Annotated in this window: 18 protein-coding genes and 1 rRNA gene; 3 read left to right on the top strand and 16 right to left on the bottom strand. The window is 67.7% G+C overall.

Features of this window, described 5'->3' with window-relative positions; genetic code table 11:
- Positions 1–97 (top strand): 23S ribosomal RNA (locus tag J2850_RS08945); the annotation flags it as partial.
- A gap of 167 nt (positions 98–264) precedes the next feature.
- Here J2850_RS08945 and J2850_RS08940 read toward each other — a convergent pair.
- The 11 genes from J2850_RS08940 to J2850_RS08890 form a co-directional block, all read right to left on the bottom strand.
- Positions 265–1,371: a GNAT family N-acetyltransferase gene (locus J2850_RS08940; RefSeq protein WP_209980710.1), complete on the bottom strand. Its 1,107-nt coding sequence runs from the start codon at positions 1,369–1,371 to the stop codon at positions 265–267.
- Entirely contained in the window at positions 1,368–2,372 is a 1,005-nt protein-coding gene (gene nadE, locus J2850_RS08935) for an NAD(+) synthase (protein ID WP_209980708.1), read from the bottom strand. Before nadE ends, J2850_RS08940 begins: the two co-directional genes overlap by 4 nt.
- A 75-nt stretch (positions 2,373–2,447) precedes the next feature.
- Positions 2,448–4,499: an asparagine synthase (glutamine-hydrolyzing) gene (gene asnB, locus J2850_RS08930; RefSeq protein ID WP_209980706.1), complete on the bottom strand. Its 2,052-nt coding sequence runs from the start codon at positions 4,497–4,499 to the stop codon at positions 2,448–2,450.
- 57 nt (positions 4,500–4,556) lie between these two features.
- Positions 4,557–6,140: a class I adenylate-forming enzyme family protein gene (locus J2850_RS08925; RefSeq protein WP_209980704.1), complete on the bottom strand. Its 1,584-nt coding sequence runs from the start codon at positions 6,138–6,140 to the stop codon at positions 4,557–4,559.
- Between the two features lie 79 nt (positions 6,141–6,219).
- Positions 6,220–6,513, bottom strand: coding sequence for a phosphopantetheine-binding protein (locus J2850_RS08920; RefSeq protein WP_209980703.1), 294 nt, complete (start codon positions 6,511–6,513; stop codon positions 6,220–6,222).
- A 274-nt stretch (positions 6,514–6,787) separates the two neighbouring features.
- Positions 6,788–7,720, bottom strand: a complete 933-nt coding sequence (locus J2850_RS08915; RefSeq protein WP_209980701.1) for a polysaccharide deacetylase family protein — start codon at positions 7,718–7,720, stop codon at positions 6,788–6,790.
- A gap of 74 nt (positions 7,721–7,794) precedes the next feature.
- Complete coding sequence (locus tag J2850_RS08910) at positions 7,795–8,970, bottom strand: glycosyltransferase family 4 protein (protein WP_209980699.1); 1,176 nt, start codon at positions 8,968–8,970, stop codon at positions 7,795–7,797.
- Between the two features lie 364 nt (positions 8,971–9,334).
- Entirely contained in the window at positions 9,335–10,531 is a 1,197-nt protein-coding gene (locus tag J2850_RS08905) for a glycosyltransferase family 4 protein (protein WP_209980697.1), read from the bottom strand.
- A 21-nt stretch (positions 10,532–10,552) separates the two neighbouring features.
- Positions 10,553–11,518, bottom strand: coding sequence for a glycosyltransferase family 2 protein (locus J2850_RS08900; RefSeq protein ID WP_209980695.1), 966 nt, complete (start codon positions 11,516–11,518; stop codon positions 10,553–10,555).
- A 46-nt stretch (positions 11,519–11,564) separates the two neighbouring features.
- Complete coding sequence (locus J2850_RS08895) at positions 11,565–12,905, bottom strand: O-antigen ligase family protein (RefSeq protein ID WP_209980693.1); 1,341 nt, start codon at positions 12,903–12,905, stop codon at positions 11,565–11,567.
- 250 nt (positions 12,906–13,155) lie between these two features.
- Positions 13,156–14,631 (bottom strand): exopolysaccharide biosynthesis polyprenyl glycosylphosphotransferase, encoded by a 1,476-nt coding sequence (locus tag J2850_RS08890; protein ID WP_209980691.1) that lies wholly within the window; start codon positions 14,629–14,631, stop codon positions 13,156–13,158.
- A 796-nt stretch (positions 14,632–15,427) separates the two neighbouring features.
- On the opposite strand from J2850_RS08890, the gene J2850_RS08885 reads away from it, so the two are divergent.
- Both J2850_RS08885 and J2850_RS08880 read left to right on the top strand, forming a co-directional pair.
- Positions 15,428–16,906: a lipopolysaccharide biosynthesis protein gene (locus J2850_RS08885; RefSeq protein ID WP_209980689.1), complete on the top strand. Its 1,479-nt coding sequence runs from the start codon at positions 15,428–15,430 to the stop codon at positions 16,904–16,906.
- Between the two features lie 43 nt (positions 16,907–16,949).
- On the top strand, positions 16,950–17,594 hold the full coding sequence (locus J2850_RS08880) for a serine acetyltransferase (protein WP_209980687.1): 645 nt from the start codon (positions 16,950–16,952) through the stop codon (positions 17,592–17,594).
- A 118-nt stretch (positions 17,595–17,712) separates the two neighbouring features.
- On the opposite strand, the gene J2850_RS08875 is transcribed toward J2850_RS08880, so the two are convergent.
- From J2850_RS08875 to J2850_RS08855, 5 genes are all read right to left on the bottom strand, one after another.
- Entirely contained in the window at positions 17,713–20,238 is a 2,526-nt protein-coding gene (locus J2850_RS08875; protein WP_209980685.1) for a cellulase family glycosylhydrolase, read from the bottom strand.
- Between the two features lie 212 nt (positions 20,239–20,450).
- Positions 20,451–21,425: a class I SAM-dependent methyltransferase gene (locus J2850_RS08870; protein ID WP_307354185.1), complete on the bottom strand. Its 975-nt coding sequence runs from the start codon at positions 21,423–21,425 to the stop codon at positions 20,451–20,453.
- A gap of 122 nt (positions 21,426–21,547) precedes the next feature.
- Positions 21,548–22,825 (bottom strand): endo-1,4-beta-xylanase, encoded by a 1,278-nt coding sequence (locus tag J2850_RS08865; RefSeq protein ID WP_209980681.1) that lies wholly within the window; start codon positions 22,823–22,825, stop codon positions 21,548–21,550.
- Positions 22,826–22,938: 113 nt separating this feature from the next.
- Positions 22,939–25,269 carry a GumC family protein gene (locus J2850_RS08860; protein WP_307354187.1) on the bottom strand — a complete coding sequence of 777 codons (2,331 nt, stop codon included), beginning with the start codon at positions 25,267–25,269 and terminating at the stop codon, positions 22,939–22,941.
- Positions 25,270–25,272: 3 nt separating this feature from the next.
- Positions 25,273–26,091 carry a WecB/TagA/CpsF family glycosyltransferase gene (locus J2850_RS08855; protein ID WP_209980679.1) on the bottom strand — a complete coding sequence of 273 codons (819 nt, stop codon included), beginning with the start codon at positions 26,089–26,091 and terminating at the stop codon, positions 25,273–25,275.
- Positions 26,092–26,328 lie beyond the last annotated feature (237 nt).

Genomic DNA, 26,328 nt, shown 5'->3' with positions numbered 1-26,328 from the left:
TGAGAGCCGTGACAGACCATCACGTCGATAGGAGGCATGTGGACCGGCGGCAACGCCTGAAGCTAAGCCTTACTAATCGCTCGATCGGCTTGATCTCCATCCGGGCGCCATGCACAGCGGCAAGCCGCTTCATGGACGTGCTTGAAGACGCATCCCGTCAAAGACATTCGACTTTATCGCATCACGGAAAAGGCCGCCTCCCATAGGGAAGGCGGCCTTTTCCGTTTGCCAGCTTCGCCGTCGTGACGGCTTCCGCGGCCGGCGCTACTCGCCGATGCTTCGGAAGCCCATGTCGCTGTCGGCGGCGGTGACGAACCAGTTCTTCGGATCACCCGTTGAACCGGCGAGTTCCGGCTGGTCGAGGGCCGGCCGCACCATCATCCGGGTCGGCGTGCGCAGACCGTTCTTCAGGCACAGGAAACCCATCATCGACAGCGGCCGCGCGGCATGGGCGTTGAGCGTCCGGCACATCAGGGCGACCATGCCCTCGCGGCGGGCCAGCTCGGTCATCAGCGAGAAGGTCGACATCAGCCAGCCGGGCCGGGCGAGATAGTCGCAGACGACGCCCACCGGCTCGCCCTTCCACTGGTCGACGCGCAGCACGACGTAGGCGAGCACGGTCTCGCCGCGCATGACGTAGAAGCGGCGGTGACGTCCGCCCGTTGGCGTGCTGTCGAAGCGCCAGTTCAGGAAAGCCCAGTCGCGCCGGGCGATCACCGGGTGCTGGAGCGACGCCGACTCCCAGAGATCGTCGACCCGGTAATCGAAGCTGCCGATCTCCACCAGCTTGGCGCCGAGCATCCGCGCCGACAGCCCGTAGCCCAGCGAGACCGAGGCCAGTGCCGGCTTGCCGACCGTCGCCACCAGCCGCGCCAGCCCGCCGCCGTAGGGACTGACGCGCAGGCAGCGCTGGGGATCGATGACCCGCAGGTAGGTCGGGATGTTGCCGAGGTCGAGCCAGCCCGCCCGCTTGTAGGACTTGTAGGCGGCCTCGGTCATCGACAGTGACACCGCGAGGTCGGTCGCGCCGGCATGCGTCTCCGACAGCGCCGGACCGACGCCGCGCAGGCGCCACTCCGGCGCGACCATCAGGTCGATCGCCCAGGACCCGCGGCGGGTGCGTTCCCCGACCTTCAGGGCGAACGGAATGCCGCCCTGCTGGCCGACGACCGCACCGTTACGCTTGCACAGCCAGAGCTGCGGCCCTTCGTGTTCGCGTTCCGGCGGCTCCTCGAACAGCCAGTGGAAATGGTCGGGCGCCAACTGGAGTGCGTCGGCGCCGAACTGCGCGCGCTGGAACGTCTCCAGGGCGGCGCGGTCGCCCGGTTCATACCGGGCGACGCCACGCTGTTTCCAGTCGATCACGCTCATGCCGCATCCTCGACCGACACCGGCTGCACCAGGGCGGCATCGCGCAGGATGCGGGCGGAGGTGCGGCGCTTGGCGGTGATGTCCTTGTAGACGCGGTGGATCTGCTGGACGGTCAGGTTCAGCGCCGCGGCGGCCTCCTCCTCCGACGCGCCGCGACCGTAGGCGCACAGCGCCAGATCGAGCTTGTCGTAGGGCAGGGCGTAGTAGAACTCCTCCTGCGACTGCGGCAGGGTGTAGGTGTCGGTGCTGGGCTGCTGCGCCCGGATCTCCGCCGGCAGGCCGAGATAGGCCGCCATCTGGTAGACCTGCGACTTGTAGAGATGGGCGATCGGCTTGAGGTCGGCCAGCCCGTCGCCGCCGCGCACGAAGAAGCCGAGCTCATACTCCAGCCGGTTCGGCGTGCCGAGCACGGCGTAGTTCAGGCGGTCGGCGTGGGTATATTCGACGGTCTTGCGGATGCGCTGCTTCAGGTTGGTGGCGGCCACGACATCGAGATAGACGTCGACCGGCATGCGGCTGGTCTGGCGCTCGCCCTCCGGCGATTCGACGGTCAGGGTGAAGTAGTTGACGCGGTCGGCGTCGAGCAGGTTGCCGGCCAAGCCGATCTTCTGCTTCCAGCCCGGACCGAATTCCGGGAAGAGGCGGCGGATCGCGTTGTCGCGCCGGTCGTAGCAGCCGAGCGCTTCCAGCGGTCCGGTGATGTTCTCCATCGCCGGCGTCACGCCGAGATGGTCGCAGAGCAGGGTGCCGAGCCGGGTGCTCTTCGGCGAGTTCTCCTTCTCCGGCATCAGGATGCACTGCACGCGATCGGGGCCGAGGGCACGCACGGCCAGCGTGGCGCAGACCGAGCTGTCGATGCCGCCGGAGACACCGAGGACGACGCCCTGGCGGCGCAGGTCATGGGCGACGATGCGACGGATGGCCTCTTCGATCTCGTGTGCGGCAGCCGCGCAGTCCAGATCGAGAGCCTTGGAATCGAACGAAGTGAGGGCGTTCAGCATGATGTCGGTTCCCGATGGGTTTGTTGCATCGTCGTGGTTGGGTCTTACAGACTTGACGGGGCGGCAGGACGGCGGTCAGGCCGCGCTGGGCTGAAGAGTGGTGGTTACGGTTGCCATCCCTCCGTCCGCCGCGTGATCCTCGAGCACATGGATGTCGGCGCGCTCCAGGGCTTCGCATTGCCGGCGGAGCGTCTGGGGCAGCTCGTCATGGACGTAGCGCGCCAGCATCTGCAGCGTCAGCATGCCGACCAGGGCCATTTCCTCACGCTCGCCGGACATCCGGCCGTCCTGGCGGTGCGCCTTGTCGGCGAGTGCGGTGACCGCGGCGGCATCGGCAACGCCGTAGCGGGCCAGTGCCTCCGGCGAGAGAAGGTCATGGACATAATCGGGAGCGCCGGCGCCGAACAGGGCGCTGGTCATCGGCGCGCGGTAGGGGCGCTTCGGACGCTGCCCGATCTCGGCCGGGAGATGACGGGCGGCCAGCCGGCGCAGGGCCAGCTTGTCGCGCAACCCCAGCATCTTCACCCGGTCTGGCAGGGCGGCGCAGAGATCGTCCACCGCCGGATCGAGGAAGGGATAGCGCACCTCGATGCTGTTGGCCATGGCGACGCGGTCGCCCTGGGCGGACAGCAGGTAGGGCGTCATGAAGGAGGAGATCTCGGCCCACTGGCTGCGGGCCAGCGGCGACCAGCCGCGCCAGCCGGCGGGCAGGACGTCCGCCACCCGCGCCTCGAAGGCGGCATCGTCGGCAGCGGCCTGGACGTCGGCCGACAGCAGCCGCTGCGACCAGGCGGTGTTCCGCCAGCGGGTGCGGTGGGCATAGAAGGGGTCGTCCGTCTCCATCATCCCGCGCTTGAAGAAGGCCTGCCACAGCGGGCTGTCCTTCTGGCCGTTGACGGCGGCGAAGGGATGGATGCGACCGAGCAGTTTCGGGCGGGCCTTGCTGCCGGGCTGGCGAGCCCAGAAGCGGCGGACCTTGTCCTCCTTGAAGATGTCGTAGCCGGCCAGCCATTCGTCGGCGCCCTCACCGGACAGCACGACGCGGATGCCGCGCTCGCGCACCAGCCGGGACAGCAGGAACAGCGGCGCCGGGGCGGTGCGCACCAGCGGCGCCTCGCCATGGCGGACGACGTCGGGCAGGGCCGCCTGGATGTCCGCCGGCCCGCAGAGGATGTCGTGGTGCTCCGTCCCCAAATGGCCGGCCACGAGGCGCTGCTGCGGCGTCTCGTCGAAGCCGGCGTCGGTGAAGCGGACGCCGAAGCTGTGCATGTGGGTGGTGTCGAGCTTGCGCGCCAGCGCCGCGATCACCGAGCTGTCGAGCCCGCCGCTGATGTAGACGCCGACCGGCACGTCGGCACGCAGCCGCAGGCGGATGGCGTCGGTCAGTTTCTCCTCCAGCCGGTCGGCAGCCTCGTCCAGCGACAGGCGGGCCAGTGCCGGATCGGCGGTGAAGTCAGGCTGCCAGTAGCGGTCGACATGGAGCGCCAGCGTCGAGTCGACGCGGATCGCGGTGCCGGCCGGCACGCTGTCGACCCGCGCGAAGACGCTGCCGTGGGGGGCGGCGCTCCAGTGGCTGAAGACCTGGGCGAGGCGGGCGGGATCGAACTCCGGTTGCACCCGGCCGCCGCCGAACAGCGCCTTGGCCTCGGATGCGAAGACCAGATGGTCGCCGCGGCGGGCGTAGAACAGCGGCAGGATGCCGAGGCGGTCGCGCACCAGCCACAGCTCGCGCCGGCGGTTGTCCCACAGCGCAATGGCGAACTGGCCGTTCAGCTTGCTCCAGCAGGCCGGACCGTACTCCTCGAAGGCGTGGACGATCACTTCGGTGTCGGTCTGGGTGTAGAAGCGGTGGCCGCGCGCCTCAAGGTCGCGGCGCAGCTCGACGTGGTTGAAGATCTCGCCGTTGAAGCTGATCCAGAGCGTGCGCTCCTCATTGTGGATCGGCTGGAAGCCGCCGGCCAGACCGACGATGCTGAGCCTCGCATGGGCGAGCCCGATCCGCTCGTCACGGTAGAAGCCGTAGCCGTCCGGCCCGCGGTGGCCCAGCATGGCGATCATGCGCTTCAACTCGTCCAGATCGGCCGGTTGGGCATTCGATCCTGCGAGAACTCCGGCGACACCACACATCAGCGTGCTCTCTGTCCTGGGGTGGGTTCTTGAAGGGGGAAGCCTGCGGCTCCCGTCCTAGCCTTCTCCCGCAGCCAGCGGCTGCGGGACGGGGAGAGGGGCGGCGGCCTCCATCAGGTCGAGGCGCCGGATCTTGCCGGAGTCGGTCTTCGGCAGGCTGTCGCGGATCTCGATGAACTTCGGAACCAGATGGCTTTCGAGGCGGCCGCGGCAGTGCTGCCGGATGGCGGGTTCGGACAGCGCCGCACCGTCGCGAGGGACGAGGAAGGCCTTGACCGCAAGGCCGTCCGCCTCGTCGGGAACGCCGACGACGCAGGCTTCGGCGACCTCGTCCAGTTCGTACAGCGCGTTCTCGACCTCCTTGGGGCTGACCTTTTCACCGCGGCACTTGAAGATGTCGTCCTTGCGGCTGACGAAGTAGAGGTGTCCGTCGGCGTCCTGGGTGAAGAGGTCGCCGGTGAAGAGCAGCGTCTCTCCCTGCGGCCCGCGGCGAAGCCGGCGGGCGGTTTCCTCGGGGCGGTTCCAGTAGCCGCGCATCACGTTCGCGCCGCGCACCACCAACTCGCCGACCTGGCCGGGAGGAAGGCGCCTGCCGTCCTCGTCGGCGACGAACGCCTCGCAGTTGGGGATGGCACGGCCGACCGACGCTGGCTTCGTCCCGAGATCGGCCGGGGCGAGCGTGCTGATGCGCGTGCAGCACTCCGTCATGCCGTACATCGAGTGGAAGGACGCCTGCGGGAAACGCCGGCACAACTGCTCCAGATGGGCGGCGGGCAGCGGCGCCGCGGCGTTGGTGAGGTAGCGCAGGCAGGAGAGGTCGGCGGTCTTCGCCGCCTCCAGCCCCAGCAGGGTCGAAAAAACGGTCGGCACGCCGGGCAGTCCGGTCACGCGATGCCGGACCAGGCGCTTCAGCGTCTCCTGGGGGAAGGCGAAGGACCTCTCAAGCACCAGGGTGAAGCCGACCCGCGCGGCGGTCGTGACCTGGGACAGGCCGTACCCGAAGGTGAGCGGCAGCACGCACATCACCACGTCGTCCGGCGTGTTGCCGAGATAGCTGGAGATCGCCCAACTGGTGTTCACGTGGTTGGCGTGAGTGAGCATCACCCCCTTCGGCCGGCCCGTGGTGCCGGAGGTGTACATGATCACCGCCAGATCCTGATCGATCAGGCCGGGATCGGCCGGGACGCGATGGGGTTCACCCAGCGCCTCGGCATAGAGCCGGCCGGTGGCGCCGGCGGGCAGATCTGAGCCGACCCAAAGGACCGCGGGCGGCGCCACCAACTCCGCCAGGGCCGGCAGGACCTGGCGGGCCAGCGCGGCAGGCGCGATCAGCATCCGGGCACCGGCGTCGGCCAGCAGGTAGGACAGCTTGTCGGCCTTGGTGGAGGGAGTGACGGGGACGAAGACGCCGCCGGCCTTCAGGGTGGCGAACAGGCCGGCGACGTATTCGATCGAGTTCTCCAGCATCACCGCGACGCGGTCGCCACGGCCGATCCCCGCGGACTGGAGCGCGCAGGCGATGGCGTCGCTCTCGCGGTCCAGTTCGAGGAAGCTGCGCCGAGCCTCCCCCGCGATCAGCGCGGTCCGCGATGGATCGCGCTGGGCGGTTTCAGTGAGGAGCTGGTGAACCAGGTGAGCCATCTAAGCTTCCCTTCTTGCTGGCGCCCGTCTCGGAGCCCGCATCGGGTGTCCGGGGGACCGTCCGCCTTCCGCCGCCCGTTCAGGCGGCGTTGCGAAGCTCCTGCTTGCGCGTGACGAAGCCGGCGATGCGTTCCACCGATTCAAGGTTGTCGGCAACCATGTCGTCATCGTCGACGGCGATGCCGAAGCGCTCTTCCAGGTAAGCGACGACATGCATGATGCCGGTGCTGTCGATGATCCCGGACTCCAGGAGGGATTCACTGTTGTCGAAGCCGGAGTCCTTGCCGAGCAGGAAGTTCTCCACGATGAACGCGCGGATTTCCGGCAGGGCGGGAGCGGTCAGGGTCGTGTCGGTCAGGGTGGCGGTCCGCATGTCTCTGAAAACTCCTCGTGGGTTCGTTCGGAAACGGGGGTTCCGGGTGGCTCTTCGGGATGGTTGGGCTGGGGCCCTCCCTGTCCCCTTGGCTCTTCCGGCCTCTGTTTTTTTGCAGCCGCGTGATACTGCAATTTTATTGTGATACTTGCGCTGCTTTGCGAGGGATCAAAGGATAGCAAGCGCTTGAAGTCTGTGGTTAGCCACTCTGTTCATCGGTAATAGGGCTTGACATCCATGTCCTGCCCTTTGGCATGCCCGCAGCGGCGCGCGGTCATACGCCCGCCGATTTCGGCTTGGCCATCGCGCCAGTCCATTGGGCCGGTCCATGACCCGCACCCTGTTCGGCCGGCTGGGCCTTGCGCTTGCGCAGCCAGGCCGGGATGCCGGTGAGCTGCACGCTGAGCCACTCGACGCTCACGTCGTCGGAAACCGGGAAAGCCTTCAGCAGCAGCGGATCGCTGCCGGGGCCGTTCCAGCCGGGGTCGATGGTGCGGGCGGTGCGATAGCCGGCACGGCGGATCTCCTCGACCTCGCGCTCCCCGAAGTCGCCGTTGGGGAAGGCGAAGTGGCCGCAACTCCGGCCCAGCGCCTCCTCCAGCTCCGTCCGGCACAGGGCGATCTCTTCGGTGCAGCGATGATCGTCACATTGCAGGAGGATCGGATGGGTGCGGGTGTGGGCACCATAATCAGCAACGTCGGCCATCCGCGCGACCTCGTCCCAGGTCATGGCCTGCCGGTCGGCGCCGTCGCGATCGGGATCGTTCCCGGCCTCCGCCAGCAGGCGGCGGCGTTCGGGGTCGGAGACGCGCTTCAGGCTTTCCACCCCGATGCGGTCGGCCGCCTCGGTCTTCCACCAGTAGGGGCGGTCGGTGCCGACCACCTGGCTGCAGAGATAGATCGTCGGGCGCAGGTCGAACTCGCGGAACAGCGGGGCGAGCGCCGTGTTGTTCCGGTGCCCGTCGTCGAAGGTGACCACCAGAGGGTAGGGCGGAAGGCTGTCCCAGCGTCCGCTCTCCAGCGCCTCCGCTACGGCATCGAGCGTGACGAAGCTGTAGTGCTTGGCGTACCAGCGCAGATGCTCGCGCAGGGTTTCGGGGCTGGGATCGTGGTAGACCACGATGGTGACGCCGCGACGCGCCTTGAGGTACCGCTGCATCGCGGCGAACCCCGTCCAGCGTACCAGGCCGGCGATGGCCTCCTTCATTCTGCATCCCTCCTCTTGTCGATGCCCGTGCTTCCGGTTCCCGGGCCCAGGCCACGGGGCTCATCCTCTGGCTTTCATCCGGTCCTGCGCTCGGCGTTGCCGGTCGGTCCGGCGGCCGGGACGGCGGCGGGGCCGACCGCGCCGGCGGGGACGGCACTCAGGCTGCCGCGGGCATGCCGGCGGTAGATGTCGAGCAGTCGCTCGCGGAAGACGGCGACGTCGAACTGGCGTTCCCATCGGGCGCGGGCGCCGGCCCCCAGGTTGCGGCGCAGAGTGCGGTCGTCGATGACCCGCACCAGCGCGTCGGACAGGGCGGCGACGTCGCCCGGCGGCACCAGCAGGCCGGTCTCCCCATCGGCGATGGCGTCCGGGACGCTGCCGACCGGGGTGGCGACGATGGTCAAGCCTTCGGCCATCGCCTCCAGCACCGACATCGGCAGCCCCTCGAACATGGAGGGCTGGACCAGCACATGGGCCGCGGCCAGTTCGCGCCGGCATCCGGCCTGGTCGAGCCAGCCGGTGAAGCGGACCCGGTCGGCGATGCCGAGTTCGGCCGCCAAGCCGCGGTAGGTCTCCAGATCGCCGTCGCCGGCGATGGTCACTTCCCAGTTGCGGTCGCGGCAGGCCGGGGAGGCCAGGGCGTTCAGCAGGACGTCGATGCCCTTGAGCTTGATCAGGCGGCCGAGGAACAGCAGGCGGACCGGTCCGGCGAAATCCTTGTCCGCATCGTCGCGGGCCGGCGGCGAAGCCGGGCCGGGCACCGCGTTGTGGAGCAGGGTGGTGCGGCGGCGCGCCTCCGGCCCGAAGGCTTCGGCGACCCAGTCGCGCCAGAATTCGCCGAGCACCACGATCTCCGCGGTCATCGCCATCATGCGGCGGATCGCCCACCGGCTGATCGGGCCGGCGTCCTTGAAGTGCTTCGGGAAACGTCCACCGTGCAGGTGCAGGACCACCGGCACGCCGAAGGCACGGGCCATGGCGATCAGGATGCCCTTGCGCACGACGCTGCCATATTCCGCCATGTGGATATGGACGAGGTCGGCCTTGCCGGCGACGAAGCAGCCGGCAAGACGGGCAACGGCCCGCATGAAGTAGAGGGGCATCAGGTGAAACTTGCCGGGACCGTAGCTGTCCACAACCTCGAACCGGACATCCGGGCAATTCTGCCTGAAGTCCGTGGTGAAGTTGTCGACGACGCGTCCCATGCCGCCTTTCTCCTGGGTGCCGCCCGGGGAGACGATGTAGATCATGTCCGCTCCTGATCCTTTTAACCCGCCGCTTCTGTGCTTCGCCCCGGGTCCTTTCCGATGGCGTCCGTTCTTCGACGGCTGCGGCGACAGGCTTGTTGTTATCGGTTGGTCACGCCGCGCCGGCCTCCGAACGCCCAGCCTTCGCGGAATGCATGTCCTGCAGCAGCCGGCGGACCGCCGGCCGGAACCCGTGCCTTGCGCGAGCAGGGCGGCGGGCGCTTGCAACTGTACGCCATGGCGCAGCCATACGCTGCGGAGCGACCGAACGGGTTGGCTTGTCGGGATGGTTACCCAACCTGAGCATGCAAATCTCCCTTGCGGTCATGGGGATTTCGATGAGTTTCGGGGGCGATCATCGAGCTCCTCATCGCCGCTTCGAGGCCGCGCTGGCCGCCGATTCCGCGAGCTGCCCGCCCAGTTCACCGCCCGGCCTTTCAAGCTCCCGGTAGATCGCCAGCAGCGACTTGGCGTAGGCGTCGATGCCGAACTGCTTCAGGAACAGGCGGCGGCCGTTCCCGGCAAGGCGGCCGTAAAGCTCCGGATCGCTGCCGAGCTGCACGACGGCATCCGCGAGGGCGGCGGCGTCGTTCACCGGAATGATCCGCGCGGTCTCGCCGTCGGTCAGCACCTCCGGGATCGAGCCCACGGCGGTGGTGACGACCGGCAGTTGCGCCGACAGCGCCTCCAGGATCACCATCGGCAGCCCTTCATGGGTGGAGGGCAGCAACAGCATGTCGTGGGACCGGATGTGGGCATGCGCCTCCTCCCGCCCGATCCAACCAAGGAAGCGGCACTCTTCGGCCACCCCCAGTTCCGCCGCCATCCGGCGATAGCCGTCGACGTCGCCGCCGCCGCCGATGGTGACATGGAAGGGTTGGCCACGCCGCTTCAGGTCGGCGCAGGCATGCAGCAGCGTGCCGATGCCCTTGCGTTCGGAAAGGTTGGCGAGCACGAGGAGGGCAAGGCTGGCGCCGGGCTCCGGCGGCCTGCGCGGCCCGAGATCCGTCCCGACGTCCGGCACCGCATTGTACAGCACCCGGATCTTGTGGGGGTCGGTGCGGACCGACTGGACCAGATAGTCGCGCCAGTTGTCGCCCAGAACCACCACGCGGCCGCAACGGTCGAACAGCCAGCGGCTGATGCCGCGAGCGAAGCGGCCACCTTCGAAATAGTCGACGAAGGAGGCGCCATGCAGGTGCACCACCGTCGGGCAGGACATCAGCCCGGCAACGGCCTGCACCGCGGCCTTGCGCAGGAAGCTCGCCCGTTCCGAGACGTTGATGTGGACCACGGACACCCGCCGTCGGGCCAGCAGGACCCCCAGCCGGGCGAGGGTCCGGCCAAGGTAGAAGGGCGAAAGCAGCACGCTGCCTGTGCCCCGGGTGTCGAGGATGATCGAGTCCGGTGCGCCGGACTTGTCGAACTGGTCGACCACATAGCCCGTCATGCGGCCGATCCCGCCGCCGCCGTCCAGCGCGCCGGGCGTCGCGAAGACGATGACGCGCCGGCGGGAGGCTCCCCCTTGACGGGATTGGAACCGGCTGTCGTTGGTGCTGTCCATAGGCGTCGAAATCCTTTCGGCTCAGGCAGCGTCGGATGCGGAAAACAGAGCTTGCCGCAAGCGGCGGCGCAGGCCGACCGGCATCAGCGAATGCATGGTGAAGGTGGCCAGCGCCATCGGCGTCGGCTGCCCGTCACGCAGGGCGGAATTGAGGATGCGCCAGCGGGTGCCGGCGGTGCGGGCCGCCTGTTCGCCGCCGGTGGCCTGCAGCAGCAGGCTCGCGTAGGCGCGCGGCGACAGGTGGTCGCGCATCGCCTCCGCCCACTCCAGCGCGTGGTTGATGTTGTGGCAGGTCGAAAGGGTGACCCGGTTGTTCTCGGTGTAGTGGACGGCCATGACATCCGGGATGTGGACCAGCGCCACGCCGTCGATCCGGCCGCAGGTGATCAGCCATTCCCAGTCGTCGAACCGGGATTCGGGAATGGGGTTTCGCAACAGCAGCGCCTTGGGCGTCAGGAGGGTGGTCGTGGGGGCGAAGGTTTCGCCCTTGAACAGCCCGCGCCGGATGAACAGGTAGTCGCCGATGGCGTCCTGCGGCCCGGCCAACCGCCGGGGCCATGCGAAGGTGCCGCGCGCGGTCACCACCTGGCAGCGGCAGCTCATGATCGGGAAGCGGATGCCCGTCGGACGGCCGGCCATCTGCAGGGCCACCTTCTCCGGCATCCAGTGGTCGTCGTCGTCGAGGAATGCGATCCAGTCGCCGCTGGCGCTGCGCACCCCGATGTTGCGCGCCTCCGCGGCACCGTGGTTCGTCTCCAGCGCCATGACCTTCAACCGCGCGTCGTCCAGCTTGCCGAGGTGCTCGACGGTCGCCGGGTCGGGGCCGTCGATCACGACGATGACCTCGATGTCGGCATAGGTCTGATCGAGCGCGCTGCGTACCGCCCGGGTTACCAGATCGGGCCGGTTGCGGGTGGGGATGACGACAGTCACCCGTTCGTTGGAGGCCGGATCGTTGTGGCCGGCCGGCTCTTTCATCGGGCTCATGGGTCTGCCTTCAAGCGAAATTGGGCGCAGAGGAATTGGGGGGCGATCAGAGGGAGCGGCCGTAGAGCGGCCTGCCCTGATCGACGATTGAGGCGGCGAAGGCCGCCGACGGCGCGGGCCGGCCCTGGCGGTGCAGGCGGGCCTGCTCCTCGGCACGATCGTGGAGCATGCGCTGCCAGCGGCTCTGCTGGACCAGGCGGACGACCGCGACGGTGGCGATCACCCAGTTCAGCGAATGGCGCTCGGCGAACACGCTTTCCGATACCGACACCGCCAGCAGGGCGCAGCCGACGGCGAAGGACCAGGCGGCCTCGGCGCGGCTGCTGCCGTAGCGCGCGGCGAAGAAGCCCTGGAACAGCAGGCGGGACAGCAGGGCCACCACCAGCACCACGCCGACGAGGCCGAGGTCGAGCGTCAGCTCCAGCCAGCCGCTGTGGGCCGAGGTGATGCCCCAGTCCCTGGTGAAGCTGGCGGCCGGGCCGTTGATGCCGAACCAGTAGGCGGCATAGCCGTAGCCGAGCAGCGGGCGGTCCCACACGGAGCGCACGATATGCTCCCACAGCACGGTGCGGCCGGTCAGGGTGGGGTCGCGGCCAAGCGCGTAGAGCACGTCGTACCAGAAGGTGGCGCCCGCGGTGACAACGATGACCAGCAGCGCGATCAGCAGCGCCATGGTCGGCGCGAAGCTGCGGATGCTGCCGCGCATGAAGGTGGTGGACAGGAGCGCCATCGACACCAGCACCGAGGTGACGAGGCCGGTGCCCGACCGGCTCATGATGATGAGGAGCATCGCCAGCGCCAGCAGCCCGCGGGTGATCCAGCGGCTCGCCTCCTTCTGCCAGTCCAGCCAGACCAGGCACAGCACCAGCCAGACCATCATGCGGCCCGTCACGTTCTTCTGGAAGAACACGCCCTTCCAGGCGCCGATATGCTGCGCGCTGTCCAGGCCGATCTGCGGCATGGCGAAGATCATGAAGAAGGAGGCGAACATGAGGAAGGACAGCCCGATCACCATCAGCCGCATGATCTCGGGGAAGCGGAAGCGCAAACCCAGCCAGATCCCGAAGACGGTGGTGAACAGGAAGGCGATCGACCGGCGGAGCGTCACGTCCGGGAACAGCGACCACAGGGCGGTGAGGAAGGCGAAGGCCAGCATCATCGTCAGCGCCGGACTGGCGAAGGGTATCTGGAACGCGATCGCCGGCCTGAGTGCGATGGCCACCAGCAGCAGCACGTAGATGCCGCCGTAGAGGACGGTGACGGCGGAGGATTCAAGGTCCCCCGACTGCGGGTCGCCACCGGTCAGCATCAGCGGCAGCACGGAGCCGCCAAAGGCGATGATGCAGACAACGGCGATGCTCTTTTCCAGAAAATCCAGGATTTTCATCGGTCTTCCTTGCGGCTGTCCCTGGGCTGCCGTCCGTGTTCGGCTGTGCAGCACTGAAGATGCGTACCGCTTCCCCCGTCGCGTAGGCGGGCGGTGGCATTAGACCGAAGGAGGCCGCACCCGAAAGGGGTAGCCGCTTCCGGACCACCCTATCCGGCCGCGCGGGTCCAAGACGGCCGTGGCAAAAGAAAAGCCCCCGCGCACGGGATGCGCGGGGGCCAGGATCAGGAGGCCTGCGGTGGGCGCCGCGTTACGACCCGTCGCCCTTGAGAACCATCACCGCGGTCTTGCACAGGATGAAGAAGTCGAACAGCAGGCCGCAGTTGCGGACGTAGAAGACGTCCATGGCGACGCGCTCCTGGAAGGTGGTGCGATGACGCCCCGACACCTGCCAGTAGCCGGTCAGGCCCGGACGGACCGTTCCGATGACGGCGGCGGACTCGCCCACTTCCGGCAGTTCCTTCGGCATGTAGGCGCGCGGGCCGATCAGGCTCATGTCGCCCATCAGGATGTTCCAGAGCTGCGGCAGTTCGTCGAGCGAGGTCTTGCGAAGGAAACGGCCGAGCGGGGTGATGCGCGGGTCGACCGTCAGCTTGTGGTAGGTCATGTACTCTTCGCGGGCGACCGGATCGGTTTCCAGCAGATGCTGTAGCTGTTCCTCGGCATCGACATGCATGGAGCGGAACTTCAGCAGGTCGAAGGTCTGCTTGCCGCCGGCCCAGCGCTTCTGGCGGAACATCACCGGACCCGGGCTGTCGAGCTTGATCGCGATGGCCAGCCCCAGCATCAGCGGCGCCACGGCCACCAGCAGGATGCTGGACAGGACGATGTCCATGGCGCGGCGGATGCGCAGGTAGACGGTCGGCGGACGGACGCTGACGCGCAGGGCGAGCGAGCCGTGAAGGTTGTGATAGGTCGCGTCGACGGCGCTGACGTTGCCTTCGCCGAGCACGCAGTAGACCTGGCGGTAGGGCAGGGTGCGCACCAGCCCGGTCAGGTCGGTCCCCTCGCCACCCATGTGGCGGTCGACGTGACGCCCGAGGTCGGCGACGATGGCGGCGCTGGCCTGGCGGGCGACCGCCGGCGACTTGGACAGCAGCTCCACCGGCCCCATCACCGGCAGGCCCGAAACCCGGGTCTGCCAGAGGCTGTCGTCGTCATCGACGAAGCCGACGGGCCGCATGCCGAGCCAGGGCAGGCGCTGCAGCTTCTCGGCGATGGCCGCACCCTGCGGGCCGGCACCGACGATCATCACCGGCGTCCGCCAGTCGAGCGCCGTCGACAGCAGGCCCTGGATCAGCAGCAGGTCGGCGACGTAGGTGATGGCGAAGCCGAGCAGCGCGATCGACAGCGCCTCGACGAAGAAGGAGCGGAAGCCGTCCATGACGACGAAGGGAACGGCAAGGACGGCGCAGCACAGGAAGGCGGCCTGAAAGGTGCGGCGCGTCCGCTCCATGTAGTCGAAGCGGCCGAGCGTATAGATGCCGAACACCGACTTGACCAGCGGCACCAGCATCAGCCCGGTGACCAGCGATCTCTGCCAGGCGGCCGCCTCCACCGGGTCGGTCAGCACGTCGGTGCCGAGGAAATGGTTGAGCGTCCATCCCACCAAGGCGAGAACCAGGCCGTCGGACAGGGCCAGCAGCAGCCCCGGCGCGATCGTCGGGATTGCCGTCTTTTTTGTTGCAGTCAGGTCGATGGCCACTTCAGGGTCCAGTTTGCTCATCGCAGGTCCCGTGGTTTGAAGGGAATGCCAGCCACCGCGCGGATACTGCGCGGATGGTCGCTCATCATCAGCGTCTCTTTGGAACCGGCCCGCCTTTACCATGCTGCGCCGACGCGCTTTCATCGCCGCATTTATGTAAAGAACGCTCTTTCATGATCTTTGTCAGCCGATCCCGAGGTTCGTTGAGGACGAATTAGGATGAGGATCGCCGACCAGCAACAGAGCATACGGACGTTGATTTCGCATCGGCGATACCACCGGGGTATCGAAGGGTGCGTTGCTTCGAATATTAAAGAGGATGCTTTTGGAGAGGCTCACGGGTGGCGTTAGCGGTTCGGGCTAGCGGCTTCGGTGTGCCACACCCCCGGTGGCGCCCGCCCTCGCCGCAAAAAATGGGTAGAGAGGGGGTGCCGCCTCCCCTTCCGGTTCCTTCTCCTGTGCGCGAATGGGGGTGTCGACCGATCGTGCGGCGCGCCGACGGTGCCGACAATTCCCGATGGAGGAGCCGCGACGATTCCGGACGAGCAGGCGGCGCGAACGCACCCTTGCCATTTTCCTTGCGTCAGAGGCAGCTTGCAGCCCTGCCGGAGCGCCTAATCGGAACGTCCAGGGCACAGTGCCGGAGCCGTGGTGACTAGCACCGAAGAGTGTTTTTCGTCGCTGCAAGGCCGAATTGACGGTCAGCCGCCAGCCCCCGAGATTTGGCCGGACTTTTCCCATTTTGCACCCACGCGCCACCCGGCGGACCGACCGGGGAACGCGCTCTCAGGGGAAGGCGGGAAGCGAAGGAAACCGGATGTCTCTCGAAGCTGGCACCATCATCAAGCACGGCTGGATGTTCATGGTGGCGAATGTGGTCAACCGCGCTGCGGGACTGCTTCTGCTGCCGCTTTACACGAAGGTCCTGTCGCCTGCGGAATTCGGCGTCTATGCGCTGATCAGCGTCGTCGGCGACATCGTCGCGGTCATGCTGATGATCGGCATGATCAACGCCTTCACCGTCGTCTACTTCGAACACCCCGACGACAAGGGCCGGTCACGCGTGGTCAGCACCACCATGATCGGCCTGTGGGTCGCATCGCTGGCGCTGCTGGCCGTCTCCTTTCCAGGCGGATGGGCGGCCAGCCACATGCTGTTCGGCACGTCCGAGCAAGCGCCGATCGTCGCCTTCGCCTTCGCCGGCATCGCGTTCAGCGCGGTGTTCGAACTGGCCCTGGCCTATTACCGGGTGCACAAGCGCTCCGGCACCTGCCTGCTGATCTCGGTCGGCAAGGCGGTCGGGCTGATCGGCCTCAACCTCAGCTTCCTGCTCGCGATGGACCTGGGGGTGACGGGCATCTTCCTCGCGAACGCGATCACCTTCGTCGGCCTGGGCGTCGGGCTGACCGTCGCCATCCTGGCTGCCAACGGTGTCTCCTTCTCCTTCGGCATCCTGAAGCGGGTGGCGGCGCTGGGGCTGCCCTTCATGCCGCAGACCATGCTGGACATGGGCAACCAGTTCGCCATGCGCTACCTGGTGAACCTGCTGATGGGCGTGGCGGCGGTGGGCGTGCTGTCCTTCGGGCTGCGGCTGGCGACGCTGCTCTACATGTTCCTGACCGCATCGTTCCTGCAGATTTGGTCGGTCAGCCGCATCGAGGCGCAGGACAGCACCGCCGGCCGCGAGCAGTCCGAGTTCGTGTTCTACCTGTTCCTGGTGCTGCTGACCGCCGCCGGCCTCGGCATGGCGCTGACCGCGCCCGAGGTGCTGTGGCTGATCGCGTCCCACGACTATGCGCCGGTGCTGCCCTGCATGCCGTTGCTGGTGCTGGCCTATGTGCTGCACGGCGTGCGGATGCATGCTGAGGTGGGCCTGGTCAAGACCAAGAAGGTCGGCGTGCTGCCGATGATCTCGCTGGGCGGCGTGGTGGTGGGAACGCTGATCATGGCGGCGACGCTCGGGCCGCTCGGGCTGATGGGTGGGGCGGTCGGTGTTCTGTTGCGCGAGCTGTTCATGGTCGGCGCCACCGAGGCCCTGTGCCGGCGCCTCAGCCCGAAGGAGCCGCCGCTGGGCGTCCTGCGCGTGCTGGGCATCCTGGCCCCGGCGACCATCGCCTATCTCGCCGGCCTCGCGCTGTTCGGCTTCGAGGTGGACCCGACCTTCGCGGCCGCCAAGGTCGGGCTGACGCTGCTGGCCGCCATCGCAGCCCTGTTCGGGCCGAGCTTCGGCAAGACGGATCGCGCGATGCTCTCCCGCATGCTCGGGCGTTTCCTGCGCCGGCCGCAGGCGGCCTGACCCCGCGCCGCACCACAATTCCAACCCGGAGGACCACAGGGCTATGCAGGACGCGTCCCGATACGGCTATTGGCAGACAGTCGGCGCCGACGCCATCCGCTATGGCGGCGGTTCGGGCCTGGGTGCTGTGCTGAAGCTCCTTGCCGGAAACCGCATGTTCCGCGTGACCTTCACCCTGCGGAGCTGCCAAGCGGCCCGGGGACTGCCGGCCCCGCTGCGCGCCCCGCTGCTGGCGGCCTGCCGCCTGGCGCACCGCTGGACCCAGCATTCTGCCGCCATGGACCTTCCGTGGGAGACCGAGGTCGGTCCCGGGCTGCGCATCCTGCACGGCTGGGGACTGGTGGTGAACGCCAATGCCCGGATCGGCGCGAACGTCACGCTGTTCCACGGCGTCACCCTCGGACAGAAGGACGACCTGCTTCCCTCCGGCCGGGTCACCCATTACCCGGAACTGGGCGATGGGGTGTGGGTCGGTCCGCACGCCGTGGTGATCGGCGTCAGCGTCGGCGACGAGTGCATCGTGGCGGCCTCCTCGGTCGTCACCAAGCCGGTGCCGCGGCGTACCGTGGTCGCCGGCAATCCCGGCAAGCCGGTGGCGGAGGTCGCGGTGCCCGACATCCCCAACCCGGCACCGGTCGCCGGCAGGCCGGGGGTGTCGGCTGCCGCCGTCGCGCCGATGCCGGGCTGAGCCGGCACGGGACCGGCGACGGGGAGGCGCCCGCGTCGGCAGGCGGGAAGAAAAGCAGGAAGGGGCCGGCAGCATGCTGCCGGCCCCTTCCTTTTTCACCTTGCGATGGCTACCGCTATCAGGCGGCGTGGGCCAGCGCCGGGTCGTGCCAATCAACGGCGTGGTAGCTGGTGTCGATGGCGGCGTGCGACAGGTCGGTGACCGAGCCGTCGAGGCTGGCGGCGGTCGCCACCGGGGCGGCGGCAGTGGCCATCGTGTGGGCCAGCAAAGCGTTGGCATCCAGCGCGGCGGCTGCGGCGGCCTTGGCGGCGGCGTCGACGATCGTGCCGGTGCCGTTGGCATCGGCGATCGTGGCGGCGGTCGGGTTGGAGATCTTCAGCCCGAAGGTCTCGTTGCCTTCCGTCACGCTGTCGCTCAGCACCTTGACCGCGATGGTCTTGGTGGTTTCGCCGGCGGCGAAGGTCAGCTTGCCGCTGGTGGCGGCGTAGTCGGAGCCGGCCTTGGCGGTGCCGTCGACCGTGGCGAAATCGACCGTGACCGGGGTGTTGGAAGCCGCCGACAGCTTCACCGTGAACACCGCGTTGGCGGTGTTCGGAGTGGTGCCGCCGTTGTCGGTGTCGAACACCGCGCCGCCCATCGCCTGCTTGATGATGTTGACCTTGGTCTGGTTGACCGTCTTGTAGTCGTCCATCAGGATGCCGCCGACATCGCCGGATTCCGGGGTCCAGGCCCAGAAGGTCCAGCTCATGCCCTTGTCGCCGGCGGCGATGTCGCTCTTGCCGTCCAGGTTCCAGTCGCCGTTCAGGTACTTGGCCATGGTGCTGGCCCAGGTCTGCTCAGCCGAGCTCTTGAACTGGCCACCCCACTCGCCCAGCAGGATCGGGGCGGTGTCGTTCTTGTACAGGTACCCCCACATCTTGTCGTACTGGGCCGGCAGGTTGTTCGGGTAGTTCGGGTCGTTCAGCCAGCTGAACTGGCCGACGCTCTGGCCATAGGCGTGCGGCGAATAGACCAGCTTGTTCGGGGTGTCGAAGTGGATCGGGCGCGACTGCGCACCGGCCAGCGTGCTGCTCCACTCCGTGCCCTCGACGAACAGCAGCCAATCCTTGTTGACCGACTGGATCGAGTTGCCGATGCGCTCGGCCGCCGAGGCCCAATCGGTGGAGGCGTTGCCGCCCCAGGTGGCGCTGACGCTGGGCTCGTTGTGCAGGTCGGCACCGATGACCGTCTCGTTGCCGGCGTAATGCTTGGCCAGCATCTTCCAGTTCTCGATCATCTTCGATTCCGGGTGGGCACTGGTGTACCACAGCCCGTGCTCGTTGGTGCCGGCGCCGCCGTCGTTGCGGTGGTGGTCGAGGATCACCTTCATGCCGAGCTTGCCGGCGTAGTCGATGACCTTGTCATAGACCTGCAGGCGGGTCAGGCCGACGAGATCCGGGTTCTTCGAGTAGTCGATGCCGTTGGTCACCGCCGAGCTGTCGAACATGGAGTCCGACATGGTCAGGCGGATGGTGTTGAAGCCGACCGACTTCATGTTCTCGAGGTGATGCTGGTAGCTGTCGACCCACAGGCCGGCGGGCACGTAGTTGTAGCCCTCGCCGCCGAACCAGTTGACGCCGGTCAGGCGGACGGTGTTGCCGGCCTCGTCGACGATCTGGTTGCCCTCGGTGTGCAGGAAGCCCTGGATGCCGCCCGCGGACTTGGTGCCGGTCGGCTCGGTCACTGTCACGTCGCTGACCGACAGGCTCGGCTGCGTCGGCGCCGGGTTGGACGGGTTGGAGGGGGTCGACGGGTTGGAGCTGCTGCCGCCGAACCAGGACTTGTCGGCGTGGACCTCCATCGTGCCGTTCCACCACATGCCCTTCTGACCGGCGACGACGTCCTTGCCGTCGAGCGCGCCCTTGTCGATGGACACGATGCTGTCGGTCGGGGAGACGGCATGGCCGCCGATGGTGATCTTGTTGACGTACAGGTTGCGGTCCGCGCCGTTGGCGACACCGTCGTTGTCATACTGGATCTGCACCTTGTGGGCGGCGTCCGAGCTGACATTGGCGAGGAAGGTGAAATCCTTCGCAGCGGTGCCGGCAGTGCCTTCGCCGATCACCTTGCCGTCGACCATCACCTTGAAGTGGGCATTCACGCCGCCAGCGGCATTGCCGTAGGCGTTCACGACGATCGGCGTGCCGATCGACGGGGTGGTGGGGGTGGTCGGCGTCGTCGGCGTGGAGGGGGCGCCGGCCGAGCTGGCGAAGTAGTCCTTGTTCAGGTTGAAGTCGAGCGAACCGCTCCACGACAGGACCTCGCGGCCGGACAGGGTGCCCTGGCCTTCGGCGGCATAGGACGCCAGCGAGCTGCTGGAGGCGATGGCTTTGCCGTTCACCTCGATCGACTTGACGACGAGGTCGCGGTACATGCCCGCCTTGTCCGTCGACAGCCAGTCGTTGTCATAGACGATCTGGACCTTGTGCGCGGCGTCCGGCGCCACCTTGGTGGTGAAGCTGTAACGGCCGGCGCTGGTGGAATTGACCGTCGCCTGGCCGACGCTGACGCCGTCGACGAGGAACTTGAAGTGCGGCCAGACTCCGCCGGCAGCCACGCCCGAGGCATTGACGACAAAGGTCATTTCGACGGGGTTCGTTGCCATTGGATATATCCTCTTTTCCGTGTTTCGCTTGAGACCAATCTCGCCGGAAAAGGTTAATGAGGTATTTCGGATTTTAGCGAAATGAGACCCAAATGCCACTCCCGCTTGTGAAAAGAATGAGACACGAAAAACCCCTTTGCCGATGCTTTGCAGCAACAAAGGGGTTAGGTCACCGACTAATATACTGATTTACAAGGAGTTTTTCCCGACCTTCAGGTTGGTTCGGGGGCCTTATGGGCGACGATAAACACCTCCGGGCGGAACAGGAAGAGCTGCCCTATCCTTCCGAGCTTGCGATTAAGGGTTAACGGCAATGCCCCGAGCACGGATTCCACGAGCCGCATGTAGCCGAAGTAGGCGCGGCTGGCGAAGTGAAGCTTGAGGTGACGGCGTAGCCTATACGGAAGGATATAGACCGCTTCGATCCGGCCGAATCCGGCGGCGCGCAGCATGGCTGCGGTTTCATCCCAGCCGTATTCCCGGAGATGCATGCAGACCGGGTCGGTGAGCCCGAACACGTCCGACAGGTCGCACGGTCCGGCATACTTGTGCGGCATGCACAGCACGTACTTGCCGCCCGGCTTGAGGATCGCCGCCACGTTCCGCATGTGGGCCGGAACGTCGTCCGGATGCAGGTGCTCGACGACATGGGTGGAAATGACGCTGTCGTAGCGGCCTTCCGGTTCGAAGCGGGCCAAGTTCACGCCGTCGCAGCAGCGCCACTCGATGTTGGCGTCCTTCTCGATCCAGCCGGCGCCGCGCTCGCGCGTGACTTCCGTGGCGACGCAGCGGTAGCCGTGACGGGCGAGGTAGCGCAGCAGCCGGGCCTTGCCCGAACCCACTTCGTACACGTCCTGCGGTCCGCCCAGGATGCTCAGGAAATGGCGGAAGTCCAGGTCGTCGTCGCGGGTGCGGGCATCGTCCTCAGCCTCGTTCAGCCACGGGCAGCTCTGGTAGAGGGTGGTGTAGGCCTGTTCGAAAGCGGTCCACCGCTCTTCCGGCGGCGTGCCCAGAAGCTCCCTGGCGAGGCGCCGTTCGAGATCCCAGTGGTGCCGCACCATCGACATGTCGAGCTGGCAGGCGGGCGATAGATGGAATTTCCTCCGGTATCGCGCGAGGACATCCTCGTCGCTCATCTGGATGTCGGGAAGGCGGTCCGATGGCAGCAAATCGGCGGTGTCGTGCACGATGGACCTCTCCATAGGGGGTGCCGGACGCGAGCATTACTCTAAAACGGGAGAGGCGGCGGAGGAGCGGGCGCGAACGGGAAACCCGTTGGAGCGAAAGCGCGTATGCCGTTGACTGCGGCCTAACCCGAACGCGCCTTTCCGGTGCGGGCCTTGTCGCGAAGCGTCTCGACCACCGAGGCGTAGAGCGGCAGTGGACGCGACTGTTCGTCATAGGGGGACGGGTGGGGGCGCAGGGCCGGGTGCTCGCGTGCGATGAAGTTCAGGTCGGAGCGCAGGTGCCACCAGCACAGCTCTTCCAGCTTGGCGTTGTTCAGCACGTCCGCGAGATAGCGGCGGGCCAGCAGCGCCATCGTGCGGTCCTTCTCCTCGCGCGACCAGGAGACCGGCAGACGCGTCTCGTCGACGTCCATCTCGGTGAGGTGGACGGACAGCCCCAGCTTGTCGACCGCGCGCAGGAACTTGCGCATGCCGTCGCTGTCGTAGGGCTTCCCGGCGATCAGGTGGCTCTGCAACCCGATGCCGTGGATCGGGACGCCGCGACGGACCGCACCGGTCAGCCAGTCGAGCAGATAGGCGCGCTTGCGCTGCTGCCATCCCTCGTCGATCTCGATGCCGAACTCGTTCAGCACGAGCTTCGCCTTTGGGAAGGCGGCATGGACCTGCCGGAAGAAGGGGTCGAGCCATTCCGGGCCCTTGTCCGCCCCGCCGGCGGCGACCCACCACATGCCGCGGCGGAAGCCGAAGCGGTCCTGCTGGCGGGGGTGGCTCTCGGCGGTCTCCCAGAAGAAGACCTCGTTGGCGACGTCGATGCGATAGAAGATGTCGCCGTAGCGCTGCTTGACGGCGTCCACGACGCCGGTGAAGCGCGACCAGACATTCTCCTCGCTGAGGGTGCCGTCGGGCGAGAAGTAGGCGCCTTCGGAGATGCCCAGTTCCGCCTGCCGCCCGGCCGGCAGCTTCATGTAGGGCGGCATGCCCATATGCTGCCAGATGATCGTGTGCCAGTTCGGCGTGGCGCCGATCGAGCGTGCCAGCTCCACCGCCGCATCGAAGCGCCGCCAGTCGTATTGTCCCTCCGACGGCTGGAAGACGCCCCATTTGCCGCCGTTCTCCGGCGTGACGACATCGCATTCCCGCGCCATCAGGCGGTCGAGCATCGGGTCTTCCGGCTCGATGTAATGGTCGCGCGCGGCGCCGTGGCGGATCCCGAGCGCGCGGCAGGCATCGCGCAGCGTCACCGCCGGGGCGGCATCGCCGGCAGGCGACGCGGCCTCGGCGGTGGTCGGGCCGGAGGCGCCGCGGCAGCTCGCCAGGACGACCCCGGCGGCGGCGGTCCACAGCAACTCGCGCCGGCTGGGCAAGCGGGAGGGAAGGGAAAGCTTGGGAGACAGGCTCATGAAGGGACTCCGTGGAGGCGCGGGGGCCGGTCATGAAAAGCCCCTTCCCTCCGGCGCCGGAGCGTCCGAAGGGAAGGGGTGCTCAAGGTCGAAGGAGCTTCAGGCCGACCCGCTTACGGCGCCGCCCGCAGGCTGGTATCGCCGTAGTACTTCCGGGTCGCCATGTAGCTGTTGTAGGGACCCTGGTAGCCGCGCGAGGCCGCCTTCTTCAGGTTCACGTCGGTCATCACCGCCACGAACTTGGAGTGGTCGATCGGGCCGAGGTCGGCGATCGCCTGCAGGTCGCTGGCGGTGGTGTGGCCCCAGCGGCTGACGAACATCACCTTGGAGGCGGCGCCGCAGACGATGCGGGCATCCGACACGGCCAGCGCCGGGGCGGTGTCGAACACCACCAGGTCGAAGTGCGGCGACAGGCCGGCCATCAGGTGCACCAGACCGTCGACGTTGAAGCGGTCCAGCGTCTCCGGCATCAGCCGGCCGGCCGGGATCATGGCGTAGGGAGCGTCGTCGCTGCCGTGGACGATCTCGTCCAGCGTCGCGGTGCCCGAGATCCAGTCCGACAGACCCTTCTTGGCCGACAGGTTGAACAGGCTGTCGATGCGCGACCGGCGGAAGTCGGTGTCGACCACCACCACCCGGCGGCCGGCCTGGGCCGCGACCTGGGCGATGGCCAGGCTCATCGAGGTCTTGCCGTCCTGCGGGCGGGCCGAGGTGACGGCGATCGAGCCGACCGGACCCAGATCAGACAGGTTGTTGCGGTAGAGGGCGCGCATCGACTCCGCGAAGAGCGAGAAGGGATGCTTCTGGAAGAGCTGGTCGAGGCGGCCGCGGGAGCCGCGGGTGGAGTGGTGCGGGACGATGTGGACCGAGCCGACGCCCAGGATGCGGCGCACGGCGTCCGGGGTGCGGATGCGGCGCTGGAACAGCTCGACGCCGAAGACGATGAAGACGGCGATGGCGAGCGAGGCGACGAACCCGGCGAGCAGGAGCAGCACGCGGAAGGGACCCGACGGCTCATGCGGGACCTGCGGCGCCGACACCAGCTTGACGGCCGTCGGGAAGGCGCGGTTGTCCTGCTGGGCCTGCACCTCTTCCAGGCGGGCCAGGAGGCTGTCCAGAAGCTGACGCTTGGCGGCGGCCTCGGCTTCCAGCGTGCGCAGCGGCACGGCCTCTTCGGCCATGGTCTGGTAGCCGGACTCCAGCTTGGCGATCATGCCCTTCAGGGCGTTTTCCTGCTCGACCGCGACGTTGGCGGCCTCGCGGACGCCGGCGATCTCGTGCCGGACTTCCTGCTGCAGCGAGGAGTTGGCTTCGTTCAGGCGGGCCTGCAGCTCCTGGATGCGCGGGTGCTTGGGGCCGTACTGGCGCGAGAGCTGGGCCAGTTCGGTGGAGATGGCGGCGACGGTGGCGCGCAACTGGGCCACGACCGGCGAGGCGAGGCTGCCGCCGTTGGCGGAGCTGCGCTCCAGGGCCTGGGCCTGGGCGACGGCGCGGGCGCGGTTGGCCGAGGCTTCGGCCAGGCGCAGGCGGGCCTGCTCCAGTTCGGTGGTGGCCATCAGGCCGTTGTTGCCGTTCTTGACGAGGCCGGCCTTGAAGCGCACGGCGTCGACCTTGTTGTCGGCTTCCGCGACTTCCTTGCGCAGCGTGGTGATGCGATCCTCAAGCCAGGCGATGGCGCTGGTGGAGAGGTCGCGGTCCATCTGCTGGCGCGTTTCCATGTAGCGGTGCACGACGGTGTCGACCACCTGCTGGGCCAGTTCCGGATCGCGGGCGGTGTAACGGACCTGGATCACGCGCGACCGGCCGACGATGGCGACCTCGAGGTTGCGGCGGACGATGTCGAGCACGCCGTCGATGCTGTTGGCGGCACGGGTCTCGCGCAACTGGGCATCGTGGGTCATGCCGTCGCCGTGGGCCAGCACGGCCTGGATCACGCCGGGGACGTCGTCGCCCCAGACGCCGTGGGCCTGCTCACGCGCCCAGGCGGTCGCACGCTCGACGAAGGGCTTGCTCTCGTCGGCCTGGACCGGCGGGTTGAACTCGGGATTGGTGGCGAGCTTCAGGTCCTGGATCGCCTGCGTCAGGACCGCGTTGGACTTGAGGATCTCGATCTCGCTGAGGATCGCACCGTCCTCGGGAGCGATGGAGTTGAGGGCCTGCTCCTCGGCGCTGACCACGCGCACCTGCCGGTTATCGACCAGCAGAAGGGCTTCCGATGTGTACTTGTCCTTCATCAGCGACACGCCGAAGGCCGAGACGGCGGTCAAGGCCAGCACGATGACGGCGATCAGCGTCTTGTGCGCCGCCAGCACGCGCAGGATGAAACGGAAATCGGGACCCATCGCCGGAGCCGGACCATCGAACTCACGCGCCGGGTGGCCGACATGGGAGGGCCACGCCGGAGCCGGCGGGCCGCCGTTGTTGATCTGGGGCAGGTTTTCCACGTCTTAAAGCTCCTTCTGGATAGGCGACCGCTGGATCGGTGACGGCGTGTTCGGGCCGGTCGCAGCGGGGGCGGCCCCACGGGTACGGAGAGAGGCGGCACGACGAAGACGAAGGGTGCTCCAGGCGAAGCCGAAGGCACCGATGCAATAGCGGCGGAACAGGCGCCGCGGCTCCTGGGCGAGGCGGAAGGCCCACTCCAGGCCCGAGCGCTGGACCGCGTCCGGCGCGCGTTTGAAGCGTCCGGCCAGGAAATCGACGATGGCCCCGCCATTGACGATCAGGACGGGATGGTCGAGCGACCGCTTCAGCAGCGCCGCAACCTCCTCCTGCTTGGGCATGCCCATGGCGAGCAGGATCAGGTCCGGCCGCTGCGTCCTCGCCCGGTCGACGTAATGCTCGGCCGGATGGAAGCCGTGCTGGAGGTCGGCGTAGCGGTGCGGCGTCGTTTCCTCCAGCACCGCGCGGGCGCGGTCGAGCCAGGGGGTGGCGGTGCCGTAGATCGCGACGTTGCGTGCGCCGAGCGTCCTCAGCAGGAGCGGAATGAAGTCGGTGCCGTTCATGTTGAGGCCGACCGGCCGGTTCAGGGCCGGCAGCACCGCCTGCATGCCGATGCCGTCGCGCAGCAGCACGTCGGAGGCGCGGAAGGCGGCCAGTGCTGCATCCGATCCCATGCAGACGTTCACGCCGTGCGCGTTCAGGAAGGACAGCACTGTCGGACGGCTGACGGCGCCGAGTTCCTCCACCAGCCGGTGGCGCTCGGTATCGCTCGAAATGCACCGCATGCGCTCGATCAGTTCAAGGACGTCACGAGGATTCGGCATGCGCATCTCCCGAAAAGTGAAGGCATCACAAAGCGTTGGCCGTGCCGGCGCATCATCTGCGCCGGAGGGCGGCGGCTAACCCGTTGGGGACGGACCAGCAAACCCGCGTGGCTCTATGTGGCCGGTCCTCCCCCCTTTTCGCACGGGCGAGATCGGCGAAGCGGTGACGGATTCGAATTAGCCCGGGCTCGCTCAAGAAGGGGAAACGGCTTGCCGAAACAGCCAGCCCATCCCATA

Origin of the sequence: Azospirillum picis (assembly GCF_017876115.1) — a bacterium.
GTDB classification, from domain to species: domain Bacteria; phylum Pseudomonadota; class Alphaproteobacteria; order Azospirillales; family Azospirillaceae; genus Azospirillum; species Azospirillum picis.
Note: the sequence above shows the minus strand (reverse complement) of the source record. Positions and strands in the feature narration are given on the sequence as shown.

Excerpts from the sequence above, each read along its gene's own strand:
- J2850_RS08940 (WP_209980710.1), bottom strand. The coding sequence starts at position 1,371 with ATGAGCGTGATCGACTGGAAACAGCGTGGCGTCGCCCGGTATGAACCG.
- nadE (WP_209980708.1), bottom strand. The coding sequence starts at position 2,372 with ATGCTGAACGCCCTCACTTCGTTCGATTCCAAGGCTCTCGATCTGGAC.
- asnB (WP_209980706.1), bottom strand. The coding sequence starts at position 4,499 with ATGTGTGGTGTCGCCGGAGTTCTCGCAGGATCGAATGCCCAACCGGCC.
- J2850_RS08925 (WP_209980704.1), bottom strand. The coding sequence starts at position 6,140 with ATGGCTCACCTGGTTCACCAGCTCCTCACTGAAACCGCCCAGCGCGAT.
- J2850_RS08920 (WP_209980703.1), bottom strand. The coding sequence starts at position 6,513 with ATGCGGACCGCCACCCTGACCGACACGACCCTGACCGCTCCCGCCCTG.
- J2850_RS08915 (WP_209980701.1), bottom strand. The coding sequence starts at position 7,720 with ATGAAGGAGGCCATCGCCGGCCTGGTACGCTGGACGGGGTTCGCCGCG.
- J2850_RS08910 (WP_209980699.1), bottom strand. The coding sequence starts at position 8,970 with ATGATCTACATCGTCTCCCCGGGCGGCACCCAGGAGAAAGGCGGCATG.
- J2850_RS08905 (WP_209980697.1), bottom strand. The coding sequence starts at position 10,531 with ATGGACAGCACCAACGACAGCCGGTTCCAATCCCGTCAAGGGGGAGCC.
- J2850_RS08900 (WP_209980695.1), bottom strand. The coding sequence starts at position 11,518 with ATGAGCCCGATGAAAGAGCCGGCCGGCCACAACGATCCGGCCTCCAAC.
- J2850_RS08895 (WP_209980693.1), bottom strand. The coding sequence starts at position 12,905 with ATGAAAATCCTGGATTTTCTGGAAAAGAGCATCGCCGTTGTCTGCATC.
- J2850_RS08890 (WP_209980691.1), bottom strand. The coding sequence starts at position 14,631 with ATGAGCAAACTGGACCCTGAAGTGGCCATCGACCTGACTGCAACAAAA.
- J2850_RS08885 (WP_209980689.1), top strand. The coding sequence starts at position 15,428 with ATGTCTCTCGAAGCTGGCACCATCATCAAGCACGGCTGGATGTTCATG.
- J2850_RS08880 (WP_209980687.1), top strand. The coding sequence starts at position 16,950 with ATGCAGGACGCGTCCCGATACGGCTATTGGCAGACAGTCGGCGCCGAC.
- J2850_RS08875 (WP_209980685.1), bottom strand. The coding sequence starts at position 20,238 with ATGGCAACGAACCCCGTCGAAATGACCTTTGTCGTCAATGCCTCGGGC.
- J2850_RS08865 (WP_209980681.1), bottom strand. The coding sequence starts at position 22,825 with ATGAGCCTGTCTCCCAAGCTTTCCCTTCCCTCCCGCTTGCCCAGCCGG.
- J2850_RS08855 (WP_209980679.1), bottom strand. The coding sequence starts at position 26,091 with ATGCCGAATCCTCGTGACGTCCTTGAACTGATCGAGCGCATGCGGTGC.